General features: G+C 59.3%; 23 protein-coding genes and 1 pseudogene. 15 read left to right on the forward strand and 9 right to left on the reverse strand.

Annotated elements, in window-relative coordinates; genetic code table 11:
- Positions 1 to 1,527 precede the first annotated feature (1,527 nt).
- Positions 1,528 to 1,998: a hypothetical protein gene (locus I6F36_RS24185; RefSeq protein ID WP_225114734.1), complete on the reverse strand. Its 471-nt coding sequence runs from the start codon at positions 1,996 to 1,998 to the stop codon at positions 1,528 to 1,530.
- Positions 1,999 to 2,720: 722 nt separating this feature from the next.
- Here I6F36_RS24185 and I6F36_RS24190 point away from each other — a divergent pair.
- From I6F36_RS24190 to I6F36_RS24200, 3 genes are all read left to right on the forward strand, one after another.
- Entirely contained in the window at positions 2,721 to 3,062 is a 342-nt protein-coding gene (locus I6F36_RS24190; protein ID WP_074448231.1) for an H-NS family nucleoid-associated regulatory protein, read from the forward strand.
- A 984-nt stretch (positions 3,063 to 4,046) separates the two neighbouring features.
- Positions 4,047 to 4,283, forward strand: coding sequence for a hypothetical protein (locus tag I6F36_RS24195; protein ID WP_109142896.1), 237 nt, complete (start codon positions 4,047 to 4,049; stop codon positions 4,281 to 4,283).
- A gap of 623 nt (positions 4,284 to 4,906) precedes the next feature.
- Positions 4,907 to 6,475, forward strand: coding sequence for an integrase family protein (locus I6F36_RS24200; RefSeq protein ID WP_225172311.1), 1,569 nt, complete (start codon positions 4,907 to 4,909; stop codon positions 6,473 to 6,475).
- 139 nt (positions 6,476 to 6,614) lie between these two features.
- Here I6F36_RS24200 and I6F36_RS24205 read toward each other — a convergent pair whose 3' ends face one another.
- From I6F36_RS24205 to I6F36_RS24215, 3 genes are all read right to left on the reverse strand, one after another.
- Positions 6,615 to 6,938 (reverse strand): hypothetical protein, encoded by a 324-nt coding sequence (locus tag I6F36_RS24205; protein WP_225172312.1) that lies wholly within the window; start codon positions 6,936 to 6,938, stop codon positions 6,615 to 6,617.
- Positions 6,939 to 7,039: 101 nt separating this feature from the next.
- Positions 7,040 to 7,294: a plasmid stabilization protein gene (locus tag I6F36_RS24210; protein ID WP_225172313.1), complete on the reverse strand. Its 255-nt coding sequence runs from the start codon at positions 7,292 to 7,294 to the stop codon at positions 7,040 to 7,042.
- Positions 7,295 to 7,474: 180 nt separating this feature from the next.
- The gene (locus I6F36_RS24215) at positions 7,475 to 7,714 is read right to left on the reverse strand and encodes a hypothetical protein (protein ID WP_225172314.1); all 240 of its coding nucleotides are present in this window, start codon (positions 7,712 to 7,714) and stop codon (positions 7,475 to 7,477) included.
- 304 nt (positions 7,715 to 8,018) lie between these two features.
- Here I6F36_RS24215 and I6F36_RS24220 point away from each other — a divergent pair, with 304 nt between their 5' ends.
- A complete protein-coding gene (locus tag I6F36_RS24220) occupies positions 8,019 to 8,312 on the forward strand; it encodes a helix-turn-helix transcriptional regulator (protein ID WP_225172315.1) in 294 nt (97 codons plus the stop codon).
- On the opposite strand, the gene I6F36_RS24225 is transcribed toward I6F36_RS24220, so the two are convergent.
- Positions 8,304 to 8,807 carry a hypothetical protein gene (locus tag I6F36_RS24225; protein ID WP_225172316.1) on the reverse strand — a complete coding sequence of 168 codons (504 nt, stop codon included), beginning with the start codon at positions 8,805 to 8,807 and terminating at the stop codon, positions 8,304 to 8,306. The genes I6F36_RS24220 and I6F36_RS24225 overlap by 9 nt on opposite strands.
- Before the next feature lie 244 nt (positions 8,808 to 9,051).
- Complete coding sequence (locus tag I6F36_RS24230; RefSeq protein WP_225172317.1) at positions 9,052 to 9,192, reverse strand: hypothetical protein; 141 nt, start codon at positions 9,190 to 9,192, stop codon at positions 9,052 to 9,054.
- A 56-nt stretch (positions 9,193 to 9,248) separates the two neighbouring features.
- Between I6F36_RS24230 and I6F36_RS24235 the strand changes: the two genes are divergently transcribed.
- From I6F36_RS24235 to I6F36_RS24260, 6 genes are all read left to right on the forward strand, one after another.
- Positions 9,249 to 9,851, forward strand: a complete 603-nt coding sequence (locus I6F36_RS24235) for a hypothetical protein (protein WP_225172318.1) — start codon at positions 9,249 to 9,251, stop codon at positions 9,849 to 9,851.
- Positions 9,852 to 9,980: 129 nt separating this feature from the next.
- Positions 9,981 to 12,065 (forward strand): AAA family ATPase, encoded by a 2,085-nt coding sequence (locus I6F36_RS24240; RefSeq protein WP_225172319.1) that lies wholly within the window; start codon positions 9,981 to 9,983, stop codon positions 12,063 to 12,065.
- Positions 12,066 to 12,073: 8 nt separating this feature from the next.
- Entirely contained in the window at positions 12,074 to 12,394 is a 321-nt protein-coding gene (locus I6F36_RS24245; RefSeq protein WP_225172320.1) for a hypothetical protein, read from the forward strand.
- Complete coding sequence (locus I6F36_RS24250) at positions 12,391 to 12,966, forward strand: hypothetical protein (RefSeq protein ID WP_225172321.1); 576 nt, start codon at positions 12,391 to 12,393, stop codon at positions 12,964 to 12,966. The genes I6F36_RS24245 and I6F36_RS24250 overlap by 4 nt, the downstream gene beginning before the upstream one ends.
- Before the next feature lie 88 nt (positions 12,967 to 13,054).
- Positions 13,055 to 13,603 (forward strand): hypothetical protein, encoded by a 549-nt coding sequence (locus I6F36_RS24255; RefSeq protein ID WP_225172322.1) that lies wholly within the window; start codon positions 13,055 to 13,057, stop codon positions 13,601 to 13,603.
- Complete coding sequence (locus I6F36_RS24260; RefSeq protein ID WP_225172323.1) at positions 13,590 to 13,949, forward strand: hypothetical protein; 360 nt, start codon at positions 13,590 to 13,592, stop codon at positions 13,947 to 13,949. The genes I6F36_RS24255 and I6F36_RS24260 overlap by 14 nt, the downstream gene beginning before the upstream one ends.
- A gap of 29 nt (positions 13,950 to 13,978) precedes the next feature.
- Here the strand turns inward: I6F36_RS24260 and I6F36_RS24265 are convergent, their stop codons facing one another.
- Complete coding sequence (locus tag I6F36_RS24265) at positions 13,979 to 14,866, reverse strand: hypothetical protein (RefSeq protein ID WP_225172324.1); 888 nt, start codon at positions 14,864 to 14,866, stop codon at positions 13,979 to 13,981.
- 535 nt (positions 14,867 to 15,401) lie between these two features.
- Between I6F36_RS24265 and I6F36_RS24270 the strand changes: the two genes are divergently transcribed.
- From I6F36_RS24270 to I6F36_RS24280, 3 genes are all read left to right on the forward strand, one after another.
- A complete protein-coding gene (locus I6F36_RS24270) occupies positions 15,402 to 17,093 on the forward strand; it encodes a hypothetical protein (protein ID WP_225172325.1) in 1,692 nt (563 codons plus the stop codon).
- Between the two features lie 391 nt (positions 17,094 to 17,484).
- On the forward strand, positions 17,485 to 19,449 hold the full coding sequence (locus tag I6F36_RS24275) for a hypothetical protein (RefSeq protein WP_225172326.1): 1,965 nt from the start codon (positions 17,485 to 17,487) through the stop codon (positions 19,447 to 19,449).
- Between the two features lie 618 nt (positions 19,450 to 20,067).
- Positions 20,068 to 20,742 (forward strand): transposase, encoded by a 675-nt coding sequence (locus I6F36_RS24280; protein WP_225172327.1) that lies wholly within the window; start codon positions 20,068 to 20,070, stop codon positions 20,740 to 20,742.
- Between the two features lie 286 nt (positions 20,743 to 21,028).
- On the opposite strand, the gene I6F36_RS24285 is transcribed toward I6F36_RS24280, so the two are convergent.
- A complete protein-coding gene (locus I6F36_RS24285; RefSeq protein WP_225172328.1) occupies positions 21,029 to 21,304 on the reverse strand; it encodes a helix-turn-helix transcriptional regulator in 276 nt (91 codons plus the stop codon).
- 572 nt (positions 21,305 to 21,876) lie between these two features.
- Here I6F36_RS24285 and I6F36_RS24290 point away from each other — a divergent pair.
- Positions 21,877 to 22,173, forward strand: coding sequence for a hypothetical protein (locus I6F36_RS24290; RefSeq protein ID WP_225172329.1), 297 nt, complete (start codon positions 21,877 to 21,879; stop codon positions 22,171 to 22,173).
- Positions 22,174 to 23,344: 1,171 nt separating this feature from the next.
- Here I6F36_RS24290 and I6F36_RS24295 read toward each other — a convergent pair.
- Positions 23,345 to 24,265, reverse strand: coding sequence for an alpha/beta hydrolase (locus I6F36_RS24295; protein ID WP_225172330.1), 921 nt, complete (start codon positions 24,263 to 24,265; stop codon positions 23,345 to 23,347).
- Between the two features lie 223 nt (positions 24,266 to 24,488).
- Between I6F36_RS24295 and I6F36_RS24300 the strand changes: the two are divergent.
- A pseudogene (locus I6F36_RS24300) lies at positions 24,489 to 25,116 on the forward strand (tyrosine-type recombinase/integrase).
- Positions 25,117 to 25,817: the final 701 nt, after the last annotated feature.

Consider the following 25,817-nt stretch of genomic DNA (forward strand, 5'->3'; position numbering starts at 1 on the left):
CGCCGTAAATCAAATACGATAGCCGAACCAACAATCGGATCCTGGGCAGAGCGCTGGCTGGAGTCGGTAAGCAATCACCGGATTATTACGGATGAGCAGCGCTATAATAAGATTAATAGGTAATCATGTGAGGGCGATATAATCGACCGGATGCTGCGCCCCTGGCCCGCGCACATGGAGCAAATTTCGCGACGTGCGAAGGCGCGACGCAGCACATCTGTCACGACGGGTGAGGTGATCCGTTCGAAGATTCCGATCGCACTGATCGCTGCCTTGCAGCCGCATGATTCCCGTCAGTTGCACCGGTGTGCCGCAATCATAGAGGCTCCTGGACCCCACCTTGCGAGGCGGACCATCGCGGGATGGTGGTACGCTCTAGAGCGTAGCGCGCAGCCAGGACCCGTCATCATTGTTACGGGCTCGGTAGCCGGCGCATCTGCCCTGGGTGCGGAGAAAAGCAAAACAACCGATTATTTTGTTATCGTATATAATCATGATGACTCCATCACAAAATTAAAAAATATGTTGGGGAAAAGAAAACATGGGAGGTTGGAATGGAAGCTGCCCGCCGCTTTCGCGCAATGGCCTTGCTTTGCCGTCAGACTGCTGTACTCCAACCTGCGCGAAGCTGGAAATTGCTTGCAGAGGCAGAGTACTGGGAGCATCTGGCCGCCGCGGCCTTAGCTCATTGAGCTTCAGTCGGGCGTTCTTTGTCTTCCGTTTTCGTCGACTTCCTAGTTAAGTCCTTTTCTGAGGCATGTGATGTCGAGTACGCGTCAAATTTCTTCTAGTGCTGTTCTGAGCGAACGGCACCAGGCGCTTCTGGAGGAGCTCAGAGAGGTGGAGAAACTTCGAAGTAAGCTCCGACATCTAGAAACAAAACCAATCGGCAGAAGGCGGCGTACCAAAGCGAGCGGCATAGCTAGAGCCGTTTAGAGACCCGCCGGATCCGAGGATAACCCGGCTCACTCGCGCGGTCGATGCGCGGATTGCCCGCGTTCCTCGCGTCCACCTCTACCTTGAAAGAGGACTGGGCGGCTTTCATCTGCGCCTAGCGAGCCTCGGCGATGACGTCGCTACGACGCGTCGCCAACCAGCCAGGACGGGGTGCCTCACAACACTTGAACGAACTCGGCGGCGAGACCGGCCGCCCATTCAGGGTCGGGCGTTAGCTCCGACTTTCACTCGACGTTGCACTTCGGAACACCGCAACGAGCCGATCGCCTTCCCAAAGCTCAACGTCGTGCTCGTCATGCATTTGCTCGGCTCGGCGTCTCGCCGCCTGCTCGTCAATACAGTCGAGCTTTGCAGTGCAGATCACTTGCCGGCTGCCGTCCACCACGAAAACCTTATACCGCATGATGCCGTCCGATCCAAAAAGGTGACGATCATCGTACCCGAATGTCCGGTTAAGGCAGCGCCAAACTAAGTGCGATGCAACGGAACCATTGTACGTGTGGCAGTTCGGCGATACGTGCTCGTTCAATCCGTCGGTCGCGCGGCGGCAGTACCTCGTATGTCGCCACCTCAGTGGCGTAGTCTCACTGCGTGCCGAAGCGTGTGGCTCGAGCTTAAGAGCGAGAGGCCACCAAGCGTCATCAGCAGCCCACCGAGCCAGCCCGTCCAGCTGCGCGCTTCGTCGTGCCCCTCTGCAGTGCGCGGGCCCAGCGGCATATCTTGAGGTGGGTCGGCAGGCGCGGCGGCGAGAAACTGCCCAACGTTGACTTGATCCGGCACGGAGTGTTCGTGCTTGAGCTGGTTGCGGGGAATATCTCCGACGGGAGCCGCCGACATCAGGGTAGCACCCGTGCCGAGATCGGAAGTGGCATCTGCTACCTGCATTTCCGTTACAGGCGTCTGGGATTGCTCGGGCGGTGCAGAGCGCAGCAACTCCGCGCGCGCATCAACGATCACGCTCCGCGTGGTCTGCGTGGTCCGGTTCTCGTCGAAACTGGCGCTACGGTCTTTGGCCGCGGGAGCCCGAATGGGTTTCTTCACCGTCGCGATGCCCTCGGCCAGGAACCAGCATCTGCGACGACCGTCCGTTCGGTAGACCCAATGCTGTCCGCCACTGGTCGAGGTACCGGGACGCGGCGCGCATTCGGCTTGCGGCGGAGGGGTGGTTACCGTGGGTTGGGACGTAGCAGTATTGAAGAAGTCGGTTAGAGGATTGGAAGACGCAGGCGTCGCCGAAAAACCTCCGACAAGGAGCAAACTGGCGAAGTACAATCGCAAATGTCCGGACATCGGAAACTCCCGGGTGCGCCCCCGCTTGAGCCTTAGCGGCGACAACGGCCCCCATGCGGCTTAAATCGGGCAACGCGATGAATTAATGGTATTCTTGGCCACCTAATTTATATGCCGGTCCAGCACTCCAGGGATGCCTGCAACAAGGATAGGCCGATGGATTCATCGGTCATCTGAGTTGCGCCGGGCCTCGATCCGCGGCGTAGCCGCCCGGTCGATTGCGATAGTTGCGCCCGTTCCCGAACACCAAAGCAAAACTTGCCGAGGGATGAGTTCGTGGATGTCGCGATAGGTGGACACCCCCGCTACGAATTAAATACTCCATCGCGGTATTGCCATCGTCGCGCCTTTCTCCCTGCCACCTAGCGGATTTAAATGTGGATTGTGCGATCAATATTTAACTGGCGGCTTGCCTGCTCCCTGGTTCCCGACTTGTGTGCCCGGGCCTTCTGCCCAAGATTCGGATTGGAGCCATGAACACCGCGCATTTTAATTCGCTCTCCGTTGACGAGCTCTGGACCCTTCACCAAGAGGTCGCCGCCAAACTCACTCAGAAAATGTTGGTGCAAAAAGCACGTTTGGAGGAAAGGCTGCGCAGCATTAGACTGGCCAGCGAGGTCACACGGCTCAATTACAAGCGCCGTCGTCCATATCCGCCCGTCCGTCCCAAATATCGCAATCCGAAGAACCCAGCGGAGACATGGTCGGGTCGTGGCAGGCAGCCGCGATGGCTGCGGCCGCAGCTTCGAAGCGGCCGAGACTTGGACGATTTCCTGATCGATCAGGCTTCAGCTCAAAAGCGCCAGACAAATTGAGCGCCGATTGCGGCATTTTGGGTTGGGAATGCTGGCGCCGGCTGTTTCCCGATCTGAGATTTTCACATTATCGTTTTAACGCGGGTCATGACTATGGTTGGAGCCATTGGCCGTAGCGACCGCACTTGCGATCCGGCTGACGGTCTCGCTGAATCGCTCGGGGGGCCCGCGGCGCAGTGAAGACATCGACGAGAACTCAAGCGCACGATGGCCCGACTCTAGTCGTGATGCTCTCTGAAGTGCCGCCTAACCGCATTCCACGCTCGAAGGGCTGGAAGGAGGAGGACGACGAAAAGAACTCTGATTGCAACTGGAGTCATCCCGCGCTGCAGGAGTGGTGGTTCGCGACCATCCGAGCGACCGGCCGTCGTGTTGATCGTCGCCGGAGATGGAATTGCTGCGTGCCGAGTAGGTGCCGGTCTGCGCGAGGGCAGGACAGCTACAACGAACAGAACGTTCACCAGCAGCCATATTCCCACTATGAGAAGGACACTACGCACGAGAACGACCATCGTTGATCTAATCTGCCGAGCTTATTCCTGCCTCATGCCCGGCACGCAGCCGGCAACACTGCGTTCGCGGACGGAACCGTTTCGCTGCAGCCGGCACATTTGGCATCCGCCGATGCCATCAGGCCCTGAGCGCTTCGCGAACGCCCAGGATCGCTCGCAGCCTAGTCGGGCGCAACACTCGCGTCTGTGCGCTTTCGAACATTCATGCCCCTTCAGGTATGCCCGTTCTGTGCATCATCGGGCGAGAGCCGGACAGAGATAGCTCATCAGCCAGGACGGCCGACCTCAGCCCGCAGTCCCTGAACAGGGGCCGGGTCATGGAGCATGGCCAAAATATCGCAGCACGATGAGCGACGAATTTGGCGGTCCGCATCGAACCAGTATCGAGTTTCGGCAGTTGACTCCCGGTGAATCCGAACAAGCAAACTGATTGTTCGGGCCGAGGATAATATTAAAAGCTACGCCGGCACACATGAAGGACCTCCGAGGACGTTTGGAAAAGGTCCGCGCTGACGCGAGAGAATTTACGCTGATGAGTCAGCGGGCGACGGACATAGAGAAGCGCGAGCTGTTCAAGCGCTTGGCGGATGAGCTCGCCTTCGAGGCTCTCGAGCTCGAGCTGATCGTGAAGAAAAATCAGCCACCTGATCCGTGCGACAAGCACGAGGTCGTGGAATTTACGTTACCCTCTCAGCGAAAGCGCGGCTGACGCGAAAGAGGTTAAGCCGGCTAGATCGTGCGTGCATAACGGATCTTTGCGCATGACCCCGCCAGCGATCGCTGGCCGCCGCATCGAACTGCCCATTGCGCTTCGCGGGCCCAGATCCGGAACATTCTGGTTCTGCAGCAAGCGGTATCTTGCTGCGCCGGACAGAACACACCGTCCGTTTTGCCCGCTCCGATTTCCTATTCTACGACAAGCACGTGACCGACTTGTCCCATCGGATCTGCGCGCTGTATCGAATGGGTGAAGATATGGAAACTAGGGAAACACCGAATAGCAAACCGGCCGTGTCCACTCCAACAAAAACGTCGCACCAGACGCGCTTTGCTCTATCGAAGAATTTAAAGAAGCCCTTGCGGGCTTAAAGGTGGTGGGCGCACCAGGGCTCGAACCTGGGACCCGCTGATTAAGAGTCAGCGTGACCCAGCGTGTTGGGCCTGTCGCGAGGTGATTATAGGGCAGTGTTTTTGAAAACACTGCCCAATGCTATCAATTATTTACAAGCATTCCCTTGCATTTTTCCTCGTCGCTGTTGATGTTTTGAGGGATCAACGATTTCCGGTTCTGCGTGACCCAGCGTGACCCCGGCTAGGGGCGGTGTGACCCCGATGACGACCACAGCAATCAAGAGAAAGAAGGAAAAAAGGGCGGAAGAAATCACCGTCAAGAAGATCAAGGAAAAGATTCGCGATCACGAGGAAGGAAGGCGGACCGAACTCACCGACGCAAAGTGTCGTGGCCTGCAATTCCGGATTACCGATGAAGCCGCAACGTGGACCGTTCGTGCCCGGCTATTTGGCAAACAGCGCAGGTGGATCATCGGCAACTCGGAAGTAGCTCCGGAAATCGCACGAGAGAGAGCCAGCGAAGTTCGAGCTTGGTGCCGTCGAGGGAGTGATCCGGAGAAGCTCGTAACTGAATTCATGACCGGCATCTCGATCGCCCACCAGGTTCGCGTCAGCGGCGAGCGACCAGTGCTCTCATGGGAATGGATCGAGGCCGTAGACAAGTTCATGGATCACATCATGGACTGTCGCTCGCCGGACACGTATGACGACTATGCGCGAACGCTCGGAGGCCGGAGACGACTGGACCGTAGCAAGCGGCACTCCAGCGTGGCGGAGCTATCGCGCTTCAACGGCAAACAAGTAGCCGCCATCAGCCGCGAGGAAATTGCCGAGTGCGTCGCCGACATCTGCAAGCGAGCGTACTCCCAAGGCTTGCATGTGCTCAGAATCGTGAGCTCAATGTGGTCCTTCCTAGGCGATGACACGCGACGGCGACAAACGTCTGTCGCCCCGAATTTCCTCCTTCGCCTGAAACCTCCGGAAAGGCCGCAGCCGATGATCTCTAGACCGACCTCGTCAGTGATTCAGCTGTTCGATAAGGATCGCGAGGACCGCCGCAGAGATGTACCGTCCCCCATGGCGATGGGGCGGGCGGTAGCGATTGCAAGATCCGGCGCCCTGGGCGAACGAGCTTCGCTGGCCGTTCAGCTACTTGCATTTTCTCTCCAGCGACGCCGCGCAATCATTGGCTGTTACCAGATGGACTTTCTGGTGATGGCCGATTGGAACGATCCAAACGCCGATCTGGTCTGGAGCATCCCTCCATTTATGCGCAAGCGCTCGAATAAACGACGAGCCCACCTGCCCCATATCGTGGTCCTAACTGGCGCTGGTGCGAAAGCGATCAGGCAGCTCGACAAACTCAAGTTGGGCGAATACCCCTATTACTTTCCGGTTCGCGCTGAGCCAGGGAAGAAAACCAAGAACCCCTACGCCGATCCAAGCTTCGTCAATCATGCCTTGCAGTTCATGCCCGGTGTGGACATGAGCCCGCACGGCTGGCGCAGAGGATTTGCAAGTCACGGTGAGCGGGAATTCGGCCTCTCACTCGGAGAAATCAAACTAATCTTGGATCACTCCGAAGGGGCCCCTGCAGGAGATGTAACCGCGGAGAGCTACGCGTTGGACCCGCTGCTTCAAAAGAAGAAGCAAATCATGACTTTTTGGACAAATTGGTTGGAAACTCAAACCCAGGCGGCGATCGCGGCAGATCCTGGCCTGTTGAATGCCGATGCGCTGAAGGATTCGATTTACCGGGCCCGCTATGGCGAGGAGCGCTGGCTCAAGCGAGAGTCGAAACGACAAAAATTCTCGGAGGCAGCTGAGTAACGCATTCTCCCACGAGGCGACAGGCTAAGAGCAGCCCCCTATTCCGATCCAATCACGCTCCGAAGTGGCTCTTTTTCAATGCGTCCGGATTTGTTCCTCGCAGAACCCCAAAGGACTATTCCGCGTACAAAATGCGCCCCTAAGAGGCGCTAACCTTCTGATCAGCGCGAGCCGCTGCATCGTAGATCCTGACCTCCAACATCGGAAATCGCCGCTTCAGATCCCACGCGCCGACCTCCACCCCATCTCTCGTCGCGAACTCGGTCTTCACAACGCCATCGATGATGATTGCATGACCGCTGGTGGGCAGATTTCGGTTCAACTTTACCATCACCGTCTTACGTACGAAGCTTGCTGACTCGTTACTGCTTAGATTGAGTCTGCCGGCGCGGGCAAGCATGGCAGCGCGGATTTTCCGCAGCTTCTGCAGACGGTCGCGGAACACATCAACGGCAACAATCAACCGACGCTTTTCCGAATAGTCTCGCCCAGCGAGCCAGTCACGGACTTCGGTGCGGATCGGGCTTCATCGCCTCGGAGACCACACATTGGTGTCGAGTAGGATCATTCGAAGTGCATCGGCTGATCGGAGCGGGCGTCGCGGCCCTGTTCAAGTGCCTCGACATCGGCATTGGTGAGGCCGATCTTCCGGCTCATCTCCGAAAGGGCGGTGCCAAGCCGCAGCCGGCCTTCGGGACACACGGCAGCCTCCAGAATGGCGCACATTTCCGCTTCCGGGCTGCGATTGTGCTGAGCCGCGCGGACTTTAAGGGCGCGGTGCGCCTTCTCGGAGAGGTTGCGGATGGTGATAGCGACCATGATGGTAACCACCGGAGACTGACTGCAATGTTAAAAACGCATGACAGCTTATTTCAAGGATGATTGCGGCGCTCACGCGCCGCCGAACCGACGATGGTGGCTCGGAGACGCCAATTTGTGCAACGCCATTGCATAGTTTGCCTCCCCTCTCTAGGCTGCCATGGGCGAATGGTGCGCGCGCTAGGGAAGCCGCCGCAGCGCAGTAGTCAACCGCTCGCGTGCCCAGGCCACCGCATTCGACTTTGCACGTTCCTGGTCATCCGCAATACCCTGCGCTTCTACGTCATCCGTTCCGGACACGACGCACCATCGCCAGACGTTTTCGTAGAAGAACGTCTCGAGTCGGAATACTCCGGTCTCGAGGAAATGGCCACCTGCTGGGCCGACCTTCCAATCAGCCGGCATCTGCGTTTCGTCCATGAGCAGCTCCGCAAACTAATTGGCCCAACGTCAACGTACGGACGACTTGTTGGTTGCCGCTAACCCGTCCGCTGCGGCCCCCCGCAGCTGTTCGTCCAGTACGGTCTATCGGGCTGTGCGACCCGTCATCGCGATTTGCTCTGGTCGGCTTCCCGAAATTAGGCATTTTTGCCGCAGCCGACGCCCTGGACCCTTGCGAGCGCGAATCCTTGCGGGTCGCAATGGTAACCATCCGTCTCAAGTGGCAAACTGGGCTGTGGCTGCCGATGGCCCGAGCCATGGGCGGAATGCTTCGGAGCGGACAGTGGCGCAATCTGAGTCCTTCCTTGAGAACCAATCCTTGCTCCGGGATAGCCTGGCACGCAGGATCAGACAGCTGCGTGTTTCCTTGCGGCTGAGCCAGCGTGATCTCGCCGACCGGGCCGGCGTGCGACAGGCACTGATCAGCCAAATCGAGGCTGGTGAAGCCAACCTCACGCTGGACTCGCTGCTGAAGATCGCAATCGCCCTCGAAGTCGACTTCGACGCCCTATTCGCAGCGGACGCCGGGACAAGCCCAGACGGGGCAGCCCAGGCGCAGCCCCGTCATTTACCATGACCGGGCCTTTTTGATCCAGTACATTGATACTTTATACCGTATCCCTAGTGTTCGCACGATGCAGCGCAATGGGAACCGAATACGGTCGGGCTGCTCGAAGCTGGCCCCTTCAGCCCCCAGGACGATGTGATTGAAGTCGTCGTCAATGAAAATGGCCGCGTGATCGACCGGGTCCGGTTCGACGCAGACACTCTGGTGACCAACAGCGGCGACGTCGCTACCATGCATCGCGGCGTGACGCGCGAGCTCGGTCGTCGAGATGATCTCTGGCAGCGTGCAGCCCACGCCCCGGGCTAATCTGGCCGCGCCCGCACCTTCAAAAATGCCTTCAGAAAGCTGGAACGCTATGCTTTCGCGCAGCGCCTGCGTGCCGTTCCGTCCCTCGGCCGGATTGTCCGAACGACACAGGCGACGCCACAGATCGAGATCGAGGACGACGACCTCTATCGCCTGCAGCGCGACGAGAACGAGTGCCAGGCCGAGTACCGCGCCCACTGCGAGATACTCGGCTGCAATTATGACGGTTTTGTCCGGCTGCCGCGCCGTACCTAAGCACTAGCTCGGCCCGTCGAGGCATCAGCTGGCATCTTTTTTGTGGCACGAGCCTTCGTCCGCCATATCTTCGGCGTATTTTTTTCCGATACTATATAACGTATCAAAAGTCTGGCAGCAGCCGTCCTGAACTTCCCGTCGCCGCAATAGCGGCATGCGAGCCGACCTTTCGCCGGAACTGACGTCATCACGTGTCTATGCCTTTCTCACTCTGGCCGCGACGCTCAGTTAGAGCGATCGCGGCGAGCGTCGTGCGCTGGTCGGCCGCCGCAGGATTGCCCGTCGCCAAACGGCAGAGCAGGAGCGTCTCATGTTCATCGATCATCATCGTCGTCCCGAACACAGCCATCCGTCCCCGCAGCAACGTGTTCAGGACACCGCGTCATGCATGGCCCAGCTCTCCATAGGCAATTTCTGTACAACGAGACTCCATCCCTGTTTCTCGGCGCGAAATGCACCGTCGCCATTCCCCTCGAAAGCTTCCTGCAGCGTGACGCGCTCAGGGAGGCGAGCCTTGATCCGGCGGTTTGCGCGATCCACTATCGGACGGCTCCGAACCCTTATGGCACGCCGCCCACGCTGAAGGGCGTGGTGCTGGGACGACTCGACGGCGACTTCCTGCTCGACGTTTGCCAGGTTCGGCCGCGTAGATCTGAAGCTGCAAACGCGCGCCTTGCCGAGCAACTGGCGGCAACGGGGCTACGGCTGCTGGAACGGGATGCGGCCGACATAAGGCGCGAGCCAATATACTCCAACGTGCACGAGGTCTGGTCCCACCAGCATTATCTGGTCCCGATTGTTGATCGATTGCGCATCGGGGCGGCCCTTTGCGAAAAGGGCCCGCAAACTGTTCGCGAGCTGCATCTGCGTGCGCGTCCAGACTGCCATCCTCTGTCGGCCGTCTGCGCCTTGAGTTGTGAAGGTCTCCTGTCCGTCGACGTTCGCGAAGGCCTCCTCGGCGAGCAAACCATGGTGCGACCGATCTAGGACGCGCCAGTCCAGCACTGAACGCCTTGAATCCGGCGGGCCGGATGCCGGTCCGCCACGCGCCCTGTTGAACTCCGCGTCGACCGCGGAGCCGGAAACACTCGTCCTTTTGCCATACCGGAGCGATCGATGAACCTGCATCTACAGCATCCACGCGACCTGCTCGGCCGTGCGTACCTGGACATGTTGGCCACCGAGGCTGGCGCTGTGTCGCGGCCGCTTCTGCGCAGCGGCGACCCCGACGACCCGATCGAGCGGTTGATCGACGAACTGGCGGCCAAACCGGCCTCGGACGCGCGGTCGTCGATCCGGGCCGATCTGGCTGCCGCTGCCATCCTTGTCGCGCGCGCCATCGAGCCGATCCAGGAGCTGACTCGGGACCTGCGGCGCGGTTCGCCGGTCGTATCGCTGGCGGTTCTGGGAGCTGAAACTGTTGCGCTAGTGCAGCGTGTCTTGGAAACCTGTGCGTTCGGAGCGAGCGCAAGTGTGCTGGATGAGCGGACTTTCAATGACCGTCATACGCGTCCAGTCCTACTGATCGCCAGGGACGGCACGGCAAACGATCACAAGGCCGAACGCGGCAACGATATCGTCGCCGACGCCCTGCACGCGCGCGTCCCCGTATTCGGGGTCGCTCCCGACCCGCGCCGCCATCTGCCGCGCGATCTGCTTCGTGCGTCCGACCATCATCTCAGTCTGGCGGCGCTTGACGCTTCCGCCATCGCGCTCGTGATCGAAGCCGTGACCGGACGCGCGCCCGCCGCCCCCATTGACGAGCAACTCGTACGAGCCCTCGAGTTCTCGGACCTCACATTGGCGATCCGTGCCGATCGAGATCCGGACGATTGCATCGAGCGGCTGAAGAGGACGATCGCCACCAAGTCCTTTTTCGACCACCGTGGCCCTAGCCTGGAGGAATTGTCGGGCTACGGCGCGGCGCGGCAATGGGGCCTTAATCTGGCGGCCGACTTGCGCGAATATCGCGCCGGACGCCTCGCCTGGGAAAGCATCGAAAAAAGTCTGCTGCTGGTCGGTCCGCCCGGCGTTGGCAAAACGCAGTTCGCACGCGCGGTCGCAAAAAGTGCGAACGTACCGCTCGTGTCAACCTCTGTCGCTGATTGGAACTCAGCCCCCTATTTGTCAGGCACGCTCTCGGCACTCAAAGATTCTTTTTCACAGGCGCGCCGGCTCAGTCCCTGCGTGCTCCTGATCGATGAGCTTGACGGAATTTCGGATAGAGCAAAGCTCGGATCGGAATACCGCGAATACTGGTTGCAGATTGTAAACTTGCTACTAGAGAAGTTATCGGAGGAAAGGCCCGGTGTCGCGCTGATCTCGACCACCAATCATCCCGACCAAATCGACCAAGCCGTGAAGCGCGCAGGCCGCTTCGATCAGACGATTGAAATTGAGCTCCCCGACGTCGAAGCCCTGGTCGAGATCTTCCGCTATCACATCGGACCCGACTTGCTCATCGGGATCGATCTGACGCCCGCGACACTGTTGGCGTTGGGCAAGACCGGGGCGGACGTCGAGGCCTGGGTCCGGCGTGCGAAGTCACGCGCGCGACGCGCCGCACGCGATCTAACGCTCGATGACTTGATGCTCGAGATCCGGTCGGGCCGCGATGTCATGCCTGACACAACGCGGCTCGTTTGTGCGGTTCACGAGGCCGGCCATTTCGTGGTGGGGCATGCGCTTTCCGTGTTCGAAGCCAGGATGCTGGCAATTCTCGATCACAGGGGCACCACCGGCTTCAAACTCTTGCGAGCCAACGGGGCGACAGAAGCGGGAATTGAGAACTACATCACCGCATTGCTGGCTGGGCGGGCCGCCGAGGAGATCATTTTGGGGCCATCCGCTGTCACAGCCGGCAGCGGCATCGGCGAGGATTCCGATTTTGCGCGCGCCACACAAGCTGCGATCGACCTTGAGCTACGCTTCGGGTTCGGCGCACTCGGTGTGGTGCATTTTCCAAACAGCGTGACCGAGATTCTTCCGCACGATGTCGCCATGACCCGCTTGATCCGGCAGCGCCTCGACCGCTGCATGGCGCGAGCGCGCGACCTGATCACGGAGAATCGCAATACTGCGCAAGCCGTGGCGGATCGGCTCCGCACCACCGGATATCTCAATCGCGCAGCAATCGATCAGCTTTTGAAAGCCCATCCGATCCGAACGACCGTCGGCGTGAACAGAAGTACCGAGCGCTAAGCTGTTCAATGGACTATGTCGCCTACATCACGAGCGCCGCTTGGCGCAACAATCCGGCGCGCTTGCGTGAGCTGACCGCGGCAAACTTCGCCTGCCGTCTATGTCCGAATGCGGCGGCGACCGGTGCGCGGATTGAGGTCCACCATCGCACCTATGAGCGTCTTGGCCGTGAGGTTGACGGTGATCTCACCGCACTTTGCAGTGAATGCCACCTTGGCGTGACGTCGATGCTGCGGGCGCGCCGTTACGCGGCCAGTTCAATCCCCGAGGTGAGCGAGAACTGGGTGCAGCTCGCAAAACCCCTGTTCGATGGAGAAGACATCTTATGAGCGTCGAACGTATCTCATTGAAGCTTATCGGGGTCGGCCCCATGCTGATGCACTCGGCGAGGCTCGCCGATCCCCTTGATCCGATGACGAAGGCACTCGCCGCGGTCACCTCCAAGCGGGTGAAGACCGATGCCGATTACGATCGCATCGCGGAATTAGAATGGCGCGGCGGCATGTGGCTCGCTGAAGGCCGGCCCTGCCTGCCGCCACATTGCCTCAAGGCGGTGCTGGTCGAGGGGGCAAGACGGCGCAAGAAGGGGATGATCGCGAAAGCGGCCTTTCTGGCGGACGGCCCTGCGCTGCTCGAATACGACGGCCCAACAACGCTGAGCGAGCTTTGGGCCGACGCCCGCTTTCGTCATCGCGAAATGGTCCGCGTGCGAGATGCACTCACAGCGAGGACGCGCCCGTGCTTTCCGGAATGGAGCGCGCGTGTTGATGGCAGCTACCTGCCTTCGATGATCAACCGAGGCGAGTTGATCGAATTCTTCCGGCTCGCTGGCCCGCACGGACTAGGCGACCGTCGTCCGGACTACGGGCGCTTTCGCGTCGAAGAGATCGCGGCAAGTTAGCCCTTACGGACCGCACGTGGCGGGGCGTGGCCCGGCCTGGCATGGCATGGCCCGACTTAGCTTCAACTTCTTTTGGGGAGCTCATACGATGCAGCGAAAGCAGGGATGCACCTCGCGCCAAGGTCGCTGTCGTCAGCGCCGTGGCGTGGAAGACCCTTTCAGCTATTGGCGCAGGCTGCCGCCAGAAGATTTCGATCGCCGTCGACGCGCAAATCTTGCAGACGGCATTTCCAAGATAGGATCGATCCTTCCCGAATGGCAGGCAGCAATTGCAGGCGACGCCGGCGCCGCAGTTGGCATTGTACTACGCCTGAGGCAGCCGTTCCGCGTTTCGGGGCGCGTGGACCTCGCGATGAGCCTGCTGCTCAACTGCGCGCTCGAAAACGCCAGCGCCGCGCTGGTGCTGTCGTATGCTCTGCGGCGCGCGCACCTTGCTCGCGTCCAGCGCACGCGGCTGGCCGATTCGTGGCTGGCACATCATCATCAATCGGCACAGTCTCGGCGCAAGACCGGCATCGCTGGCTGCGCCCGCCGCAAACCCCCGGCCAGTCGTAGTCTAGCAAAGACCCGTCCCCAGCGCAAAAACGAGGTTCAATCAGCTTATGATCCTTCGGGAGGTTCAGATGACGCAGCGTAATATGGGTGCACCACCAGCACGGGTGTGCGCCCGCCCAGATCCGTCCCAGTGGAGCGACGACGAGCTAATGACACTGAGTGAAGCGGCCGCCCTGTTTTGGCCGATGGGCCCGCTGACCTGCACCTCGCTCCGAACCGCCGTGCGCGACGGCAAGCTTGAAGTCGCCGAAATCGCCGGCAAACTCCTCACGAGCAAGACATCGATCAGGAAGATGGCCCAATGCACTGTGCGCGCGGATGCCGCAACTGCCGCCCCGGCCGGGCATCAGCCTCCTCCCGAGACCGAGACCGGTGCCCCGCGCTCCGTTGCGGAATTCCGCCGCATGATGGCTGAAGGTCGGCTTTGAGGGGGACGCCATTGATTTTCGTCCGACACCTACGCCGCCCCTGTGACCGTGCGCCCACGCTCGATCGAGAGGTGCTCCAAGATAGAAAGGTAATCCTTGGCTCGATCCGCCTTTCGGGAGGACTCGGGTCGGCGGAGGACCACGGCGCCTCCCTCTTCAGGAAGCAGTACGACTCCAACAGAGCGGCCTTGCAGGACTTCCAGCACGCGTACTGCGTGTTCGGCGTCGCTCATCCGCAGCTCCGGACCGAGAAAGATGTAATACGCTGGCAAGTAGGTAGCCATCAGCACCGACTGAGCGATCGTGCTGAGAGGATTAGACCCGTACAGCGGCGATCCAACATACAGGTCTGCCCCCCCGACGATGAATCCTTGCGAGTTGCGGAATTCGAATCCTATGGTGTTGAAGTATTGAATGGACGGCCGGCGTTGCGCAACTGTGCCACGCCCGAAGAGCTTCTTGGCTTGGATCGAGATCGCTTCGGTGCAGGTGGCGACAAGAACCGTACGCTCCCGGGCTCTATTGCCTTCGTACGCGTGACCTTCAGATTTTCGCAGTTCCACCCGAAGGTCACGCAACGTCATCTTGCGCTGCTTGAGCGCGTGAAGAGCCTTCAACCCCGCGACAGGGTCGCGGCCGTACAGCCGGATCGCGAGTTCAGTGGGACCGAAGGTAGGAGGAAGAAGCGACGCTGGCGGAAGTGCGTGCGAAGTTTCGATTTCGCCCAAACGGTCCAAGGCGGCGATGTATCGACGCAGCATGAGCTCAGATAGGTCGGTTGCCTTGGTCGCAACCGGCCAGACGTTGGTGCCGTGGAGCTGCGTTGCGGTCCACTCTTGCAAGATGGAACCGACCACATGCCAGGGCTGGCCGGTTTCACGTGCCTCTCGCAACCGCTTTTCGAGGTCCTTTTTCATCCTATAGTCCTTTGACTCCTCTGTAGTACAGTACTATCCATAGGTACTATGTGTAGCACGTGCGTCTGTGCCTACTCGCGCACGCCCACCGGCAAGCGACAAGGAGTAACTTGGAATGAAGCAAATTTTTTCAGGGAAACCCCTGGCAGGGACGCCAACGTCCCGGGTAACCAGCTCCAATGGCAAAACGGCCCGCCTGCTCGGCCATCTCACGTCGTCAGCGTCGGCGCGCGCGGCTCGGGTTGGCCTCAGCGAAACAGATGGTCTCGAAGCCCTTGCCTGCTTTTCGGGGTTCTCCAGAGTGCGCCTCCCAGAGACCAACGCGGCTGGGGAAGCGCCCCCGCTGTCATTTTCAGAGATAAGACAGCGCCGCCCCAAGCAAACTCAATTGTGCTCGCCCCAACGCCCCAGCAGTTTAACTCGGATGCCGGAAGGCCGATTGCGGCACAGCGAGCGCGACCGGCTAAGCCAATTCAAGGAATGCGCCGCGGGGGCCAAACCAAGGTCCTCGGCCGGAAACGGGGAGTGACGAGAAATGGGACGCCATTTTTCCGGGATCAAAGGCTTCGCCCCAGTACAAGTGTTGAATGCCCCACCAAGCAACATCGTCTCGATTGGTCAACTGCTGTCCACAACCGAGATGGAGTTGGTGCAGAGATACGCCTCCCCGTTAAACGAGCAGTGTCCGCGCATGCCGGAACAGCCGCCTCGCGACCTAATTCCAGCCAATGTGCTGAAGGTCGATAGAGGAGAAATTGATTGGGTCGAGGCGATCACGCGCTTATTGGTTTGGCAAGGGCATCCCATCGCGCAAGCCCGCTCGCTTGCCGACGTCTCCGTGGCGTTGTCCGAACTTCACAGCAATCGGCGCGGTCGCAAGCGACAGCCTCCGCATCTCTACCCACGTGGCAAGTTCATCTGGATGACCGACGGCAAGGAGCGCAAGACCACTGGCTATCTGGTCGATGAAGTTAAAGACTACAGGAAGCATCTCGGCGCCAATGCGAAACTTTCCGTCATGGTTGAGAAGCGCGTCCGACAAATTCTCGGTCGCGTGCTCAAGCGCGATGTCTCAATCTCCACAATGTTCGCCTCGTGGCTTCTCCACAACAAACCGGGACTGCGCCCGGACTCGCTGTCCAGCGAGCGCTTCGATGCCATCGCCAATGAGCTTCAGCACCTCGAAGAATTCATGGGCAATAACACGATGGCCGAGTTAGGCTGGAGCACAGGCGTTCAGTACTTGGAGTGGGCTTCCGCACGACAGATCAAGTCGCAATCAGCTCAAGACGATCCGCGCGAAATCCGTTACATCGCTCGAACCACGGCAAGAAACCACGTTCAGACGCTCATTATGGTCGAACGATGGTACTGCGAACAGAACAACATCGATTCCACCAAGATCAAGGTACCGCATGTTCGTAGGCCGGCTGTGGCTCACCTGTCCTTCGCCGAAATCATCCGTCTGATCTCCGCGGCGCGAGGTCGGGTCTACAATGAGACTGGCGAGATCATCGGGCATCATGGGAAGCGCGGTCGATATGAGTGCATCATAAGGTTCATCATCATCTATCTATACGGAGGAACGAGGCACGCGAATATCTTACTGCTGACCTGGTTCCAAGATCTCATGTTGGGCCACATTAATCCCGAATTGGGCATCATCGAACGTCAGGGGGCGCGCGCCGATCGCACTTGTAAGGACAAGGGCACTTCATGGCTCATTGGGTCATTGAGCGAGCTTGCCGCGCGCTGGCATGCAGAAGATGAACTGATGCGGCAGCGGTATCCTGGGCGCTACGTTCATATAATTCACGATGAAGAAGGCTTTCCGATTGCCAACGTAGATGCGAAATCGTCAAAGGAGGTTGGCAAGCGAATGGCCGTGCTCTTTCAAGAGGTGCGGGAATTGGCTGGTCTCCCCCATGCACGACCGCACATGCTGAAACATTCCGGCGTCACCTTCGCTGTTCGAGCGGGCATGTCCGTGGGAGAGGTGTCGCAGGCCTTCTCGACCTCTCCCATGACGCTCTGGACCTACTACGTTCACCTCAGGCCATGGCTCACGTCCGTCCGATCGTACGATCCGGCCAGGCTGAAGCTGTTGGCACTTCGGCGTCTATCATCGCCGATGGCGACTGTTCGGCCTCTTGCTTCAGACGTATGTGCCTCCCAGCCCGAACCGATGAGGCTTTGTCCACCAATGGCGAACCGGTCTCATGCGTGAGCCATTCGGCTGGTCCGCATGGCATCCTCTCGCCGGCCAAAGGGCATTGCTCGCTGGCGACGTCCGCATGTTGTTGCGCAAAGCCTTCTGGCCGCAGGCAACTCGCGATAAAGATATGGAGCCGGAGGCGTGGGCTGCTGTGGTAGCCCTGCAAGCTATCGTTGGATTACCCGCGTCATGTCTCGCCAGCATAGAGCTCGATAGGGTGCTTTGCAACGGAGCCCCAACGATTTGCGTTCCGATCGGGAACGCAATAGAGACTGTGACCCTTCCTCCAACGGCCCTGCATCTTATTCTAGCGTGGAAGCGCGTACGCCCTGCGGCGCGCTCAAGTTGCTTCTTTATCACGTTGGACGGAGAGCCAGTCAACTACCAGACCATACCGAGACATTTGAAGAAGTTGGGTAAGGCTCTCGGCGTGGAGGAACTATTCACTGATCATCTGCGCTCGTTTTTCATTGATTCCTTTTATCGGTATCGTCAAAGCGATTCCGTGCAGCCCGATGGAAATGAACGGACGACGTTGAGGCGCTATTTGCGGCGCTTTGACTCCCGCCGAGCACAATTTCCTCTTTCACCCGCGCAGACGCGGCTCGTGCTTGAACGCGCCGATCCTTTCGCGGAGGATGGCCTTCGGTCATGGTCAGAGCCTGCCGCCTTGGAGCATGCGCGCACACTCGGCACCAAGCTTCCCGACGCATATCTTGCTTGTTTCTTGCCAGCAAATGACTTGGCGCGCCGATTGCCCGACGATCATCCGCTGTTGTCAGATCTTGCAAACGCGCGCCGGTCCCGTCAGGGCAAGATTCTGGCGAACGACCGTCGTGCGATCTATCTGCGTCACCAGAGCGACCTTTTGCACCGAGCAGCCGAGGAAAGTTTTCTTCACAAAGATGCTGCCGCACTCTTTGATTTGAGCACTGGCAAATACTGGGAACTGCGGTGTGACACTGCCCGGCCGCCCGCGGGGGAAGCCAAGCAGTGGACACGCCGTGCCGATAAGCCAGAGCGCCCCCAGCTCTCGGATGAAGGGCGAGGGCGGCTTGCGCGCGTCGCCGCGCTGACTTGGCCGCCTAGACCGCAATGGGACGTCTTTCGGCGGGGTGTGCTGCGCAGGCACGGCGGCTTCCTATTCTCGCTCTCGCGTCAAGGCAAGATAAACCGTGAGGAAGCCGCCAGATTCTTGAAAGTGGATATTGGTAAATTTGATCGGATGCGGCTCGACCATGAGGCCGGCGTTTTTGACCATTGGTTGCAGCCGCGCTTGTCATTCGCTGAGAGTCTGAAATGGCGGACTTTCGTCCGCGAGAAGTCAAGTGAGAGGAGCGAAGGGCGGAGCGACGCAGCCTTCATTCGCGAGTTACGACAGCGATACGGCCTGCCGATCTCCACTCGGCTAGCACAGGAGGCGCTTCATACCGGTGTGCCATCGAAAATCCCCGTCGAGAGAACTCGCATACGGCCGTCTCTGGTGGTGGCCGAAATCCATCGGCTGGAGCAAATCTCTGGTTACCAATGGCTTCCCGAGGGGATAGAGGCACAAAGGCTAAAGCTGATGCAGCAGCACGGATCATTCGTGTTTGATCTGATCCTGAAGCAGAGTCTGTTACTTGATGACGCCGCTCGTCTCTTTGGCATTTCGCACAGCCGTGCGTGCGAGTTGCTGGGTCTCCACCGCGAGGGTGACCTTGCCATGGCGCTGGAGACACCCACCGCGTCACAGAAAAAGGAACGTCGGTTGCTGTTCTTGCGGGAGCTAGAACGTCGTGGTGCGGAGCTTGGTTATTCCGAGCTATTGCGCGACATAAGGCGCCGCTTGCGGGTTTTCATTCCGAACATGGCCATTCGCGACTACGTGCATAGCCTCAAGCGGGATGGAAAGAGACTGCCCGGATTACCTAGGGGGCGCATCAGCCGGACCAAGGCTCTGGTCCCTCTCGATGCGGCGGAACGACGCCGACTGCAGAAGATTGCACGGATCAATTGGGACAATGTGGACGACGTGCCCGCATTGAGGCGGACGCTTTTGTCATCAGACGGAGCCTTTTTAATGACGCTGATTGATGAGGGAAAGCTGCGCGTGCTTGATGGGGCGCGGCTTCTTCATTTGCCAAGGGCGCTGTTTGGGGAGGTGCACAAGGATTGGAAGGTCGGCTTGTCGGCTCGGCATACTTTCCCTCCCCCCTCCGGTGAAGAATACCACCGACAGAAGGAGATAGTGTGCAAGGAGGCGCGCGGCTCGCTTTCCGAGCGTCTCGAGTTATTCATTGTGCGTCTCGGAAAGGATTTCGGGGTGTTGCTGCCACGTTGGAGCATCCGAAAGCTACGCGCCCGAATGCTCAAGCCCGCAGCCTAGGCTGTACTCTCCCTTTATCCAACATCGCCGCGTCTGTTTGACGGAGGCCCGCCTTGCGGCGGGCCGCTTTTTTGCCTCCGGCGGGCGGCGCTGAGCGCCGCGCTGAATTGTGGCAACGGTAACCCACGCAGCTTCATCCAACTCCGCTAGAACTCAGCAAATGGCCCTGGGCGTACGCCAATTATGACCGCACTGGGGCCAAAAAATGACCGCCACATTTGAGGGTTTTTTTGCCTGCCGTGTACGGAATTTTGTGCAGCAAATGGTTGGACCGGACGAACGAGGATCGAAACAGATGATCTTTGAGCCCTCAAATCCCACCAAATGGCCCTAAATCGGTAGAAACGAGACAATTTCCACGGCTGCAACGTGGTTTAGCAAAAGTGTGCGCATCTCGCTGAGAATACAAATAGTCTCGTGAAATCAGTTCCTTACGTTGCCGAGTGGCCTTCGATAAAGCGTCCGTGTACCGAATTGCGTGCAGAAATTGAGCGCCCTTAGATTGAATGCCGGCGATTGGGATCGAACTAAACTCGTCCGCAAATCACAGCCGAGCGCTTCACTTCGGCGACCCGGGATGAGAAGGTAAAAATAGGGACAGCTTAAACCGAGGGCCCCTTGCCGCGTACCGCCCGCCTGATTGCAGTGGGTCACCCCCACCACGTGACCCATCGCGGCTTAGAGCGTCAACGCGTATTCTTTGACGAGGCGGACTATCGAAGCTACCTGCGCATCCTGCAGCAAGAAACGCAGCGCAGCGGCACGGCGATCTGGGCCTACTGCCTTATGCCCAACCATGTCCATCTGATCCTGACCCCCTCCAGGCCCGACAGCCTAGGCCGCTGCATGGGCGAAACATCTCGCAGCTTTGCGAACCTCGTAAACCGGAGGCGAGAGCGCGCCGGCGCGCTCTGGCAAAGCCGCTTCTATTCCGCAGCGCTCGATGAACAGCATCTGCTCGAGGCGATCCGCTACATTCTGCTCAATCCGGTTCGCGCCAACCTGTGCGGGCACGTCGCTCTCTGGCCATGGTCTAGCTACCGCGCGCATCTCTCCCAATGCTCGGGCATCATCGAGCCCGCGGCCCTCGCCGGTCGCGTCTATGCCTGGGAGGCGTTCCTGGAAAAAGGGACGACGTGCGATGCGGCCAATAGGATCCGCACCGCGGTCGGGACAGGTCGCCCGATGGGAAACCGAGACTTCGCGGAGGACATCGCCCGCGCGTACGGCGTGAAACTTCCTGATCGAGGACCCGGACGCCCTTCAAAAACGGCGAAGATCCTAGAAGCGTGATGCGCGACCAAGCGAATAGCGTGCGGCCGCGCGTTTTTGCTGCAGAGCCGCATCGCACCTCGCAGAGTTCGCGCTACCCGTACTCGGCTCTTGGGAAGTATAAGACGATTGCGGCGACCTAGCAGCCGCCGCCTCCACGTGACAATCGGGACCCAGCCGATAGCGGGATGGACCAACGCACTGTGGCCGCTCGGGGGCATCGGCCCCCTCATGTGGGGACCGCCCAGACGTTCTCAAAACCGTGCACGCCCCAAATACGGCTGGTGGTAGAGGTTCGCCGAGGCGCTCAGCGCGGCAGCGGTTTCAACGGGCGACCCGGTCTCTTCTTGGCGCCCTTTTTCCTGACCGTGGCGGCCGGCTTCGCCCCCTGCGCAAGCACGGTGCCCTGCGGCAGCATCAGCTCCGCCACGTGGACGCCGAGCGCTGAGGCGATCTTGTGTAGGGACAGCAGGGTGGGATTGGCTTTTTCGGCCTCGATGTTGCTGACTAGCGCCTGGCGCAGCTGCGATTCATCGGCGAGGTCGTACTGCGACCATGATTTGCGCAGCCGAAGATCCTGCACGTTAAGCGCAAGCAAATGCCTGGTTTGTGCCGGAGTCCGACGCCTCATCCGGCAGGATGATGCATTTCGGAAGCTCCGACAAAACACGCTATAGCGTATGAAATGCGGTTTTGCGTGCCCTGTGCACCGATTTTCCTCCTTGGCCTCGATCGGCGGACGCTGGCCCAGGGGCCAAGCTCGTCTCTCGCAGGCCCTTGGGCCCGAGTCTCGGGCCGCAGGTCGGCAGAGGTAACTTATGCGCAGAACGCGGCTGAGGCCGTATGGCGCGCGGCTACTGATTCGTCGTCCGCGTTTCGTTTGCCGGCTGGCGACGAACGCCATAGTGCTGTCCAAAACCTAGTTCTGCGACGTCAAGCTGATATGGCATGACGAAGACCGCGAGCTGCGCATGGCTCAAGGACCGAAGAGCTCCGGCCGGGCCTTCTCTGTCACGGCTCCTCCGATAGGCAGTGATATGAGCCGCATGGATCCGTTACTCAACATGCTGCACAGAGGTCGCCGGACAAGCCCTCATTCCGGCCCTGCACTGACATTGAACAATTGTTATATTTTGCTCAACGCTGGAGGTTGCTATGGTTACGCGGACCCGCACGTCTACAGAGACCAAGGAGCACATTGCGCTTAAGCGCAACCGGCTCGTGCTCGAACAGGCGCGCGCTGTCGGGCTGCTCGGGGGGGCAAAGAAGATGCGCTTGTCCGGCCGGGTACCCGCAGGCCTGATAGAAGCTGCAAAGAAGCGGGCTCACGTATGTTCCGATACCGACCTTCTAGAGCTCGCGTTGTCGCGTCTGGCACTCGAGGACGATTTCGGCGCGCGCCTTGTCAGGCGCAAGGGAGACGTCCCGGCAGACATCGATCTTGCCATTTGATCTCCAGGGAACGTTGCGGAGGCTGAAGCCGCACAATCGTTTGGAGCGGTTGACGCGACGAGCAGATTCCGAGCTTGCCTGGGCATCCGACCGCCGACACTTGTTCGGAGATGCCTCCTTACGCGAATCTAACTCCATAGATTTGGTCTTGGTTGTCGACTTGGATTGGATCTGAGTTTTTCCGACTGGGTTCGAGCCTGCTCCTGTCAATCGAGTAACGGCTCGATGTCAAATCCGATAGTGTGATCCGCGAATTGGTGCCCGCGGAACGACGAGCATCATGTCGAACAAGGAGGCGCTTGATCCTCTGCACCGGATCCGCTTCGACCCGAAGATTAGCGCGCCTGAGTTCAAGGCTGCGTACTGCAGCGGAAAATGAGCCATTGCAGATAAGAATGAATCCTTCTCTGCGTTAGCGAGAACGACGCCGCCGCCAATGCGGCTCGTCGCGGCGGCACGGGCACGCTGCAGTACGCCATCAGCCTGCTGGCCGGTGAGGTTCCTTGGCCGACATGCGCCATCTCGCAGCAGTGCTGCACGTCACCTTCTGCCCTCGTTCGCGCTCGTCGTGCCTGGGTCCGAAAGGATTCGGCTGGTTCTTCAGATAGCGCTCGTCGACCCTGATGCCATGACGGTCCGAGGTCGTCCCGTCCGTCAGGTTTGTTCTTCTGCGTGGACCATCCTTTCGAGCGCGATATCCGTGAGGCAGCCTCGTTTTCCGGGTAGCTATCGTCCAGTCTGAACGGTCTGAACACTCCCCGTGGGAATCGAGCTTGACGGACCGAGAAATGCGAACGTTTCGGTCGCCAGTGCACCCTGCTCCGCCTTGGAGCACCCTACTCGCTTGGCGCTGGTGCGGAATGGCATCTGCATATAGTGCATCAAGTGCGGCTCGACGAGAGTATACACGCGTATGGCTTTGCGCGATTGTGAAGTGCGCGGATAGTTGTCCATTGCAGCCATGGGTAAAGTTGGTCCCCTATAAGTTGGTCCGCTAATCGGGGTAAAGTAGGTCCCCTATTTCAGAGGCAAACAAAACCCCGCCGGCGACGGCGGGGTTTTCATTTCTACCGGACCTTTGTCCGCTTTACCTCAATGAGCCGTCAAACAGGGTGGCGATCGGATCTTCGGCGATGGGCCAAAAGGCGATGTCAACTGCTTAGTCATCGACCTAAAGCGGCATCGAGAAAGTTGAACGTGGGCAACATTTGCGTGCCATGAAGGCTGGATCTTCGTGTTCCGCACCTGGCAAAATCGTGAGGGAGGATTTTACCCCCTTCTTGAGCAGCTCATTGTTGATCCGGATCGCGTCTCTGACGGGGACGCTGGAATCAGCATCGCCATGTGCGATCAAGATTGGCGGGACGATTTTTGCCGCCGAAATGTAATGGGCGAGACTCAAACTGCTAACCTCAATTGCCCCGTACCAGACGACGGCCGCCTGGACGGCGGCGGTGCTGTTTGAACCGCCAAGGGCCGGATCGTCGAAGACAGTCGGCTCGTCTCCAGTAACGGCCAGCATCGCGGCGATAAAGCCTCCCGCTGAATTGCCCCAGACCGCGAATTTTCCAGGATCAAGCCCGTACTTCTCTGCGTTAGCACGAAGGAAGCGTACGGCGGCCTTGCCGTCCTGAACCGCCGGAAGGGCGAAGGCAACAAACGCATCACCAGGGCGCCGCACCAGGCGATAGTTGAGGCTGACGACCGCATAGCCCTTGCGGGTCAACGCGGCGACGTCCGGGACTTGTATTTGGTAAGGCCCGTCTGGCCCGGCTGGTTTGGGTGCCGGGCCAAAGTTGCGTCGAGGCATCGAGCGCTTGTCACCGACACGGAAGCCGCCGCCGTGAATCCAGATCACCAACGGTGCCGGCCCGCTTTTCTCCGCAGGCAGGTACAGATCGAGCTTCTGTAACGGCGACTGGGTCGCATAAGGAATGTCGGAGAATGTCGGCTCGATCGGTTGCGAATAATGATACCCGACCGAGCCAAACGGCAAAACCTCGCCAAACGTCGGGCCTATGGAAACAGCCAAGAGCAAGATTGTCGCTGCAAACAGCCCCAATGGGACATTCATGAAAAAAATCCCCTGCATGCCATGCACTTAGGCGATTCATGTCATTTAAGTTGTAGCATGGGCTCGGATCACTGGTAACTCTCGTAAGTCTGTAACCAACGTATGTCCGCTTGGGGGTCAAACCTGGTCCTGTCCTCGCTCTCGTTAGTACCTATTGCGTCTCTAATCGTCTGAAAGCCGACGTGGGATTGGAAGTGCTCCGGACCGAAAATGACCAGCCTCACTAGCTGAGGAGGTCAACATGACCGACACCCCAACCACCGTCTCTGCCGTCTCGAAGCACGTTCCTTGGAACAAGGGGAAAATCGTCGGCGCAAAGCCGCCGCTCCGTCCAAAGCACGTTTGGTCAATCCGAACCAAGCTCCAGGTCGCAGGCCGCACACGCGACCTAGCAATGTTTAACGTCGCCATCGATAGCAAGCTGCGCGGCTGCGACGTCGTAGCCTTGAAAGTTGGTGCGCCGGGCGGGTATGCGGCCGACCGCGCGACGTCCGACAGAAGAAGACTGGCCGGCCGGTTAAGTTTGAACTGACTGAATCGACCCGCCCCAGGCAATCGACGATTACCTACGGGTTACAGGCAAGAAGTCAGGAGAATACCTGTTCACGGGCCGGCGGCTAAGTGGACATTTGACTAACCGCCAGTATGCCCGCCTCTTATCCCGCTGGCTGGCCGACATCGGACTGGACCCGCACCTGTTCGGGACGCATTCCCTTCGCCGGACCAAGGCGACCTTGATCTATCGCCGAACCGGCAACCTGCGAGCCGTGCAGCTCCTTCTGGGGCATACTAAGATCGAGAGCACCGTTCGATATCTCGGCATCGAGGTCGACGACGCGCTCGCGATAGCAGAACAAGTCGACGTCTGACTTCGGGAGGCAGAGCAGACGCTCTCTGCCCTGCCCTCACAGACGGCTTCGGGCCAAACCCAGACCTGACGGCAGCGCCCACGGACGAATGTTGAGATGCCGCGCAAAATCCTGGCCTGAGCTTGGTGGCGCCTTGCCTTCGCGCAGAAGTTGCGGTTGAATTTGCTTTTTGCACTATCGAGTTTTTGAAATGAGCAAATCGGAAACGCCCCCCGTAAAGGTGGCCGCAATTTCAGCGGTTGGCCTTACGTGCGAACGAGGTAGAGCAAGTAGTAAACTCAAGACCAGATAATCGAGTGTTTCGAAACAATCTCGATAAGTGGAAATACAGCCGCGCAAAAGCCCAACCTGTGAAGCAATCTGGAGTGGGTTATCACGCCTTTGAAAAAGGTGGCGACCGGTTGCACGATAGGCAAACGGATGCACGTTTCAACGTCCGCTCCGGGTCAAAAGCTGCTCATGCCAAGCCCTTCACGACTGGTCTGCTATTGAGTCAGAACCGGCCCGGTGCGCCGTCTAGGCGGGGTGCTGCCATGCCTGGTAGCCGCCGCCGCTGCCCTCAGTGAATGTTTCGTCCCCAAGCTCTGCTGCATCCAGCCAGTCGATCGCTTCATCGCTGTCGGCCCTTTTTGTTTGACGGGTCCCTCTGGCTTCCCGACCGACCGCGGGTAATTCGCACCCCGCCACAGCGCTAGCCAAAG

The organism is Bradyrhizobium sp. BRP19 (assembly GCF_020194195.1).
GTDB classification, from domain to species: Bacteria; Pseudomonadota; Alphaproteobacteria; order Rhizobiales; family Xanthobacteraceae; genus Bradyrhizobium; species Bradyrhizobium yuanmingense.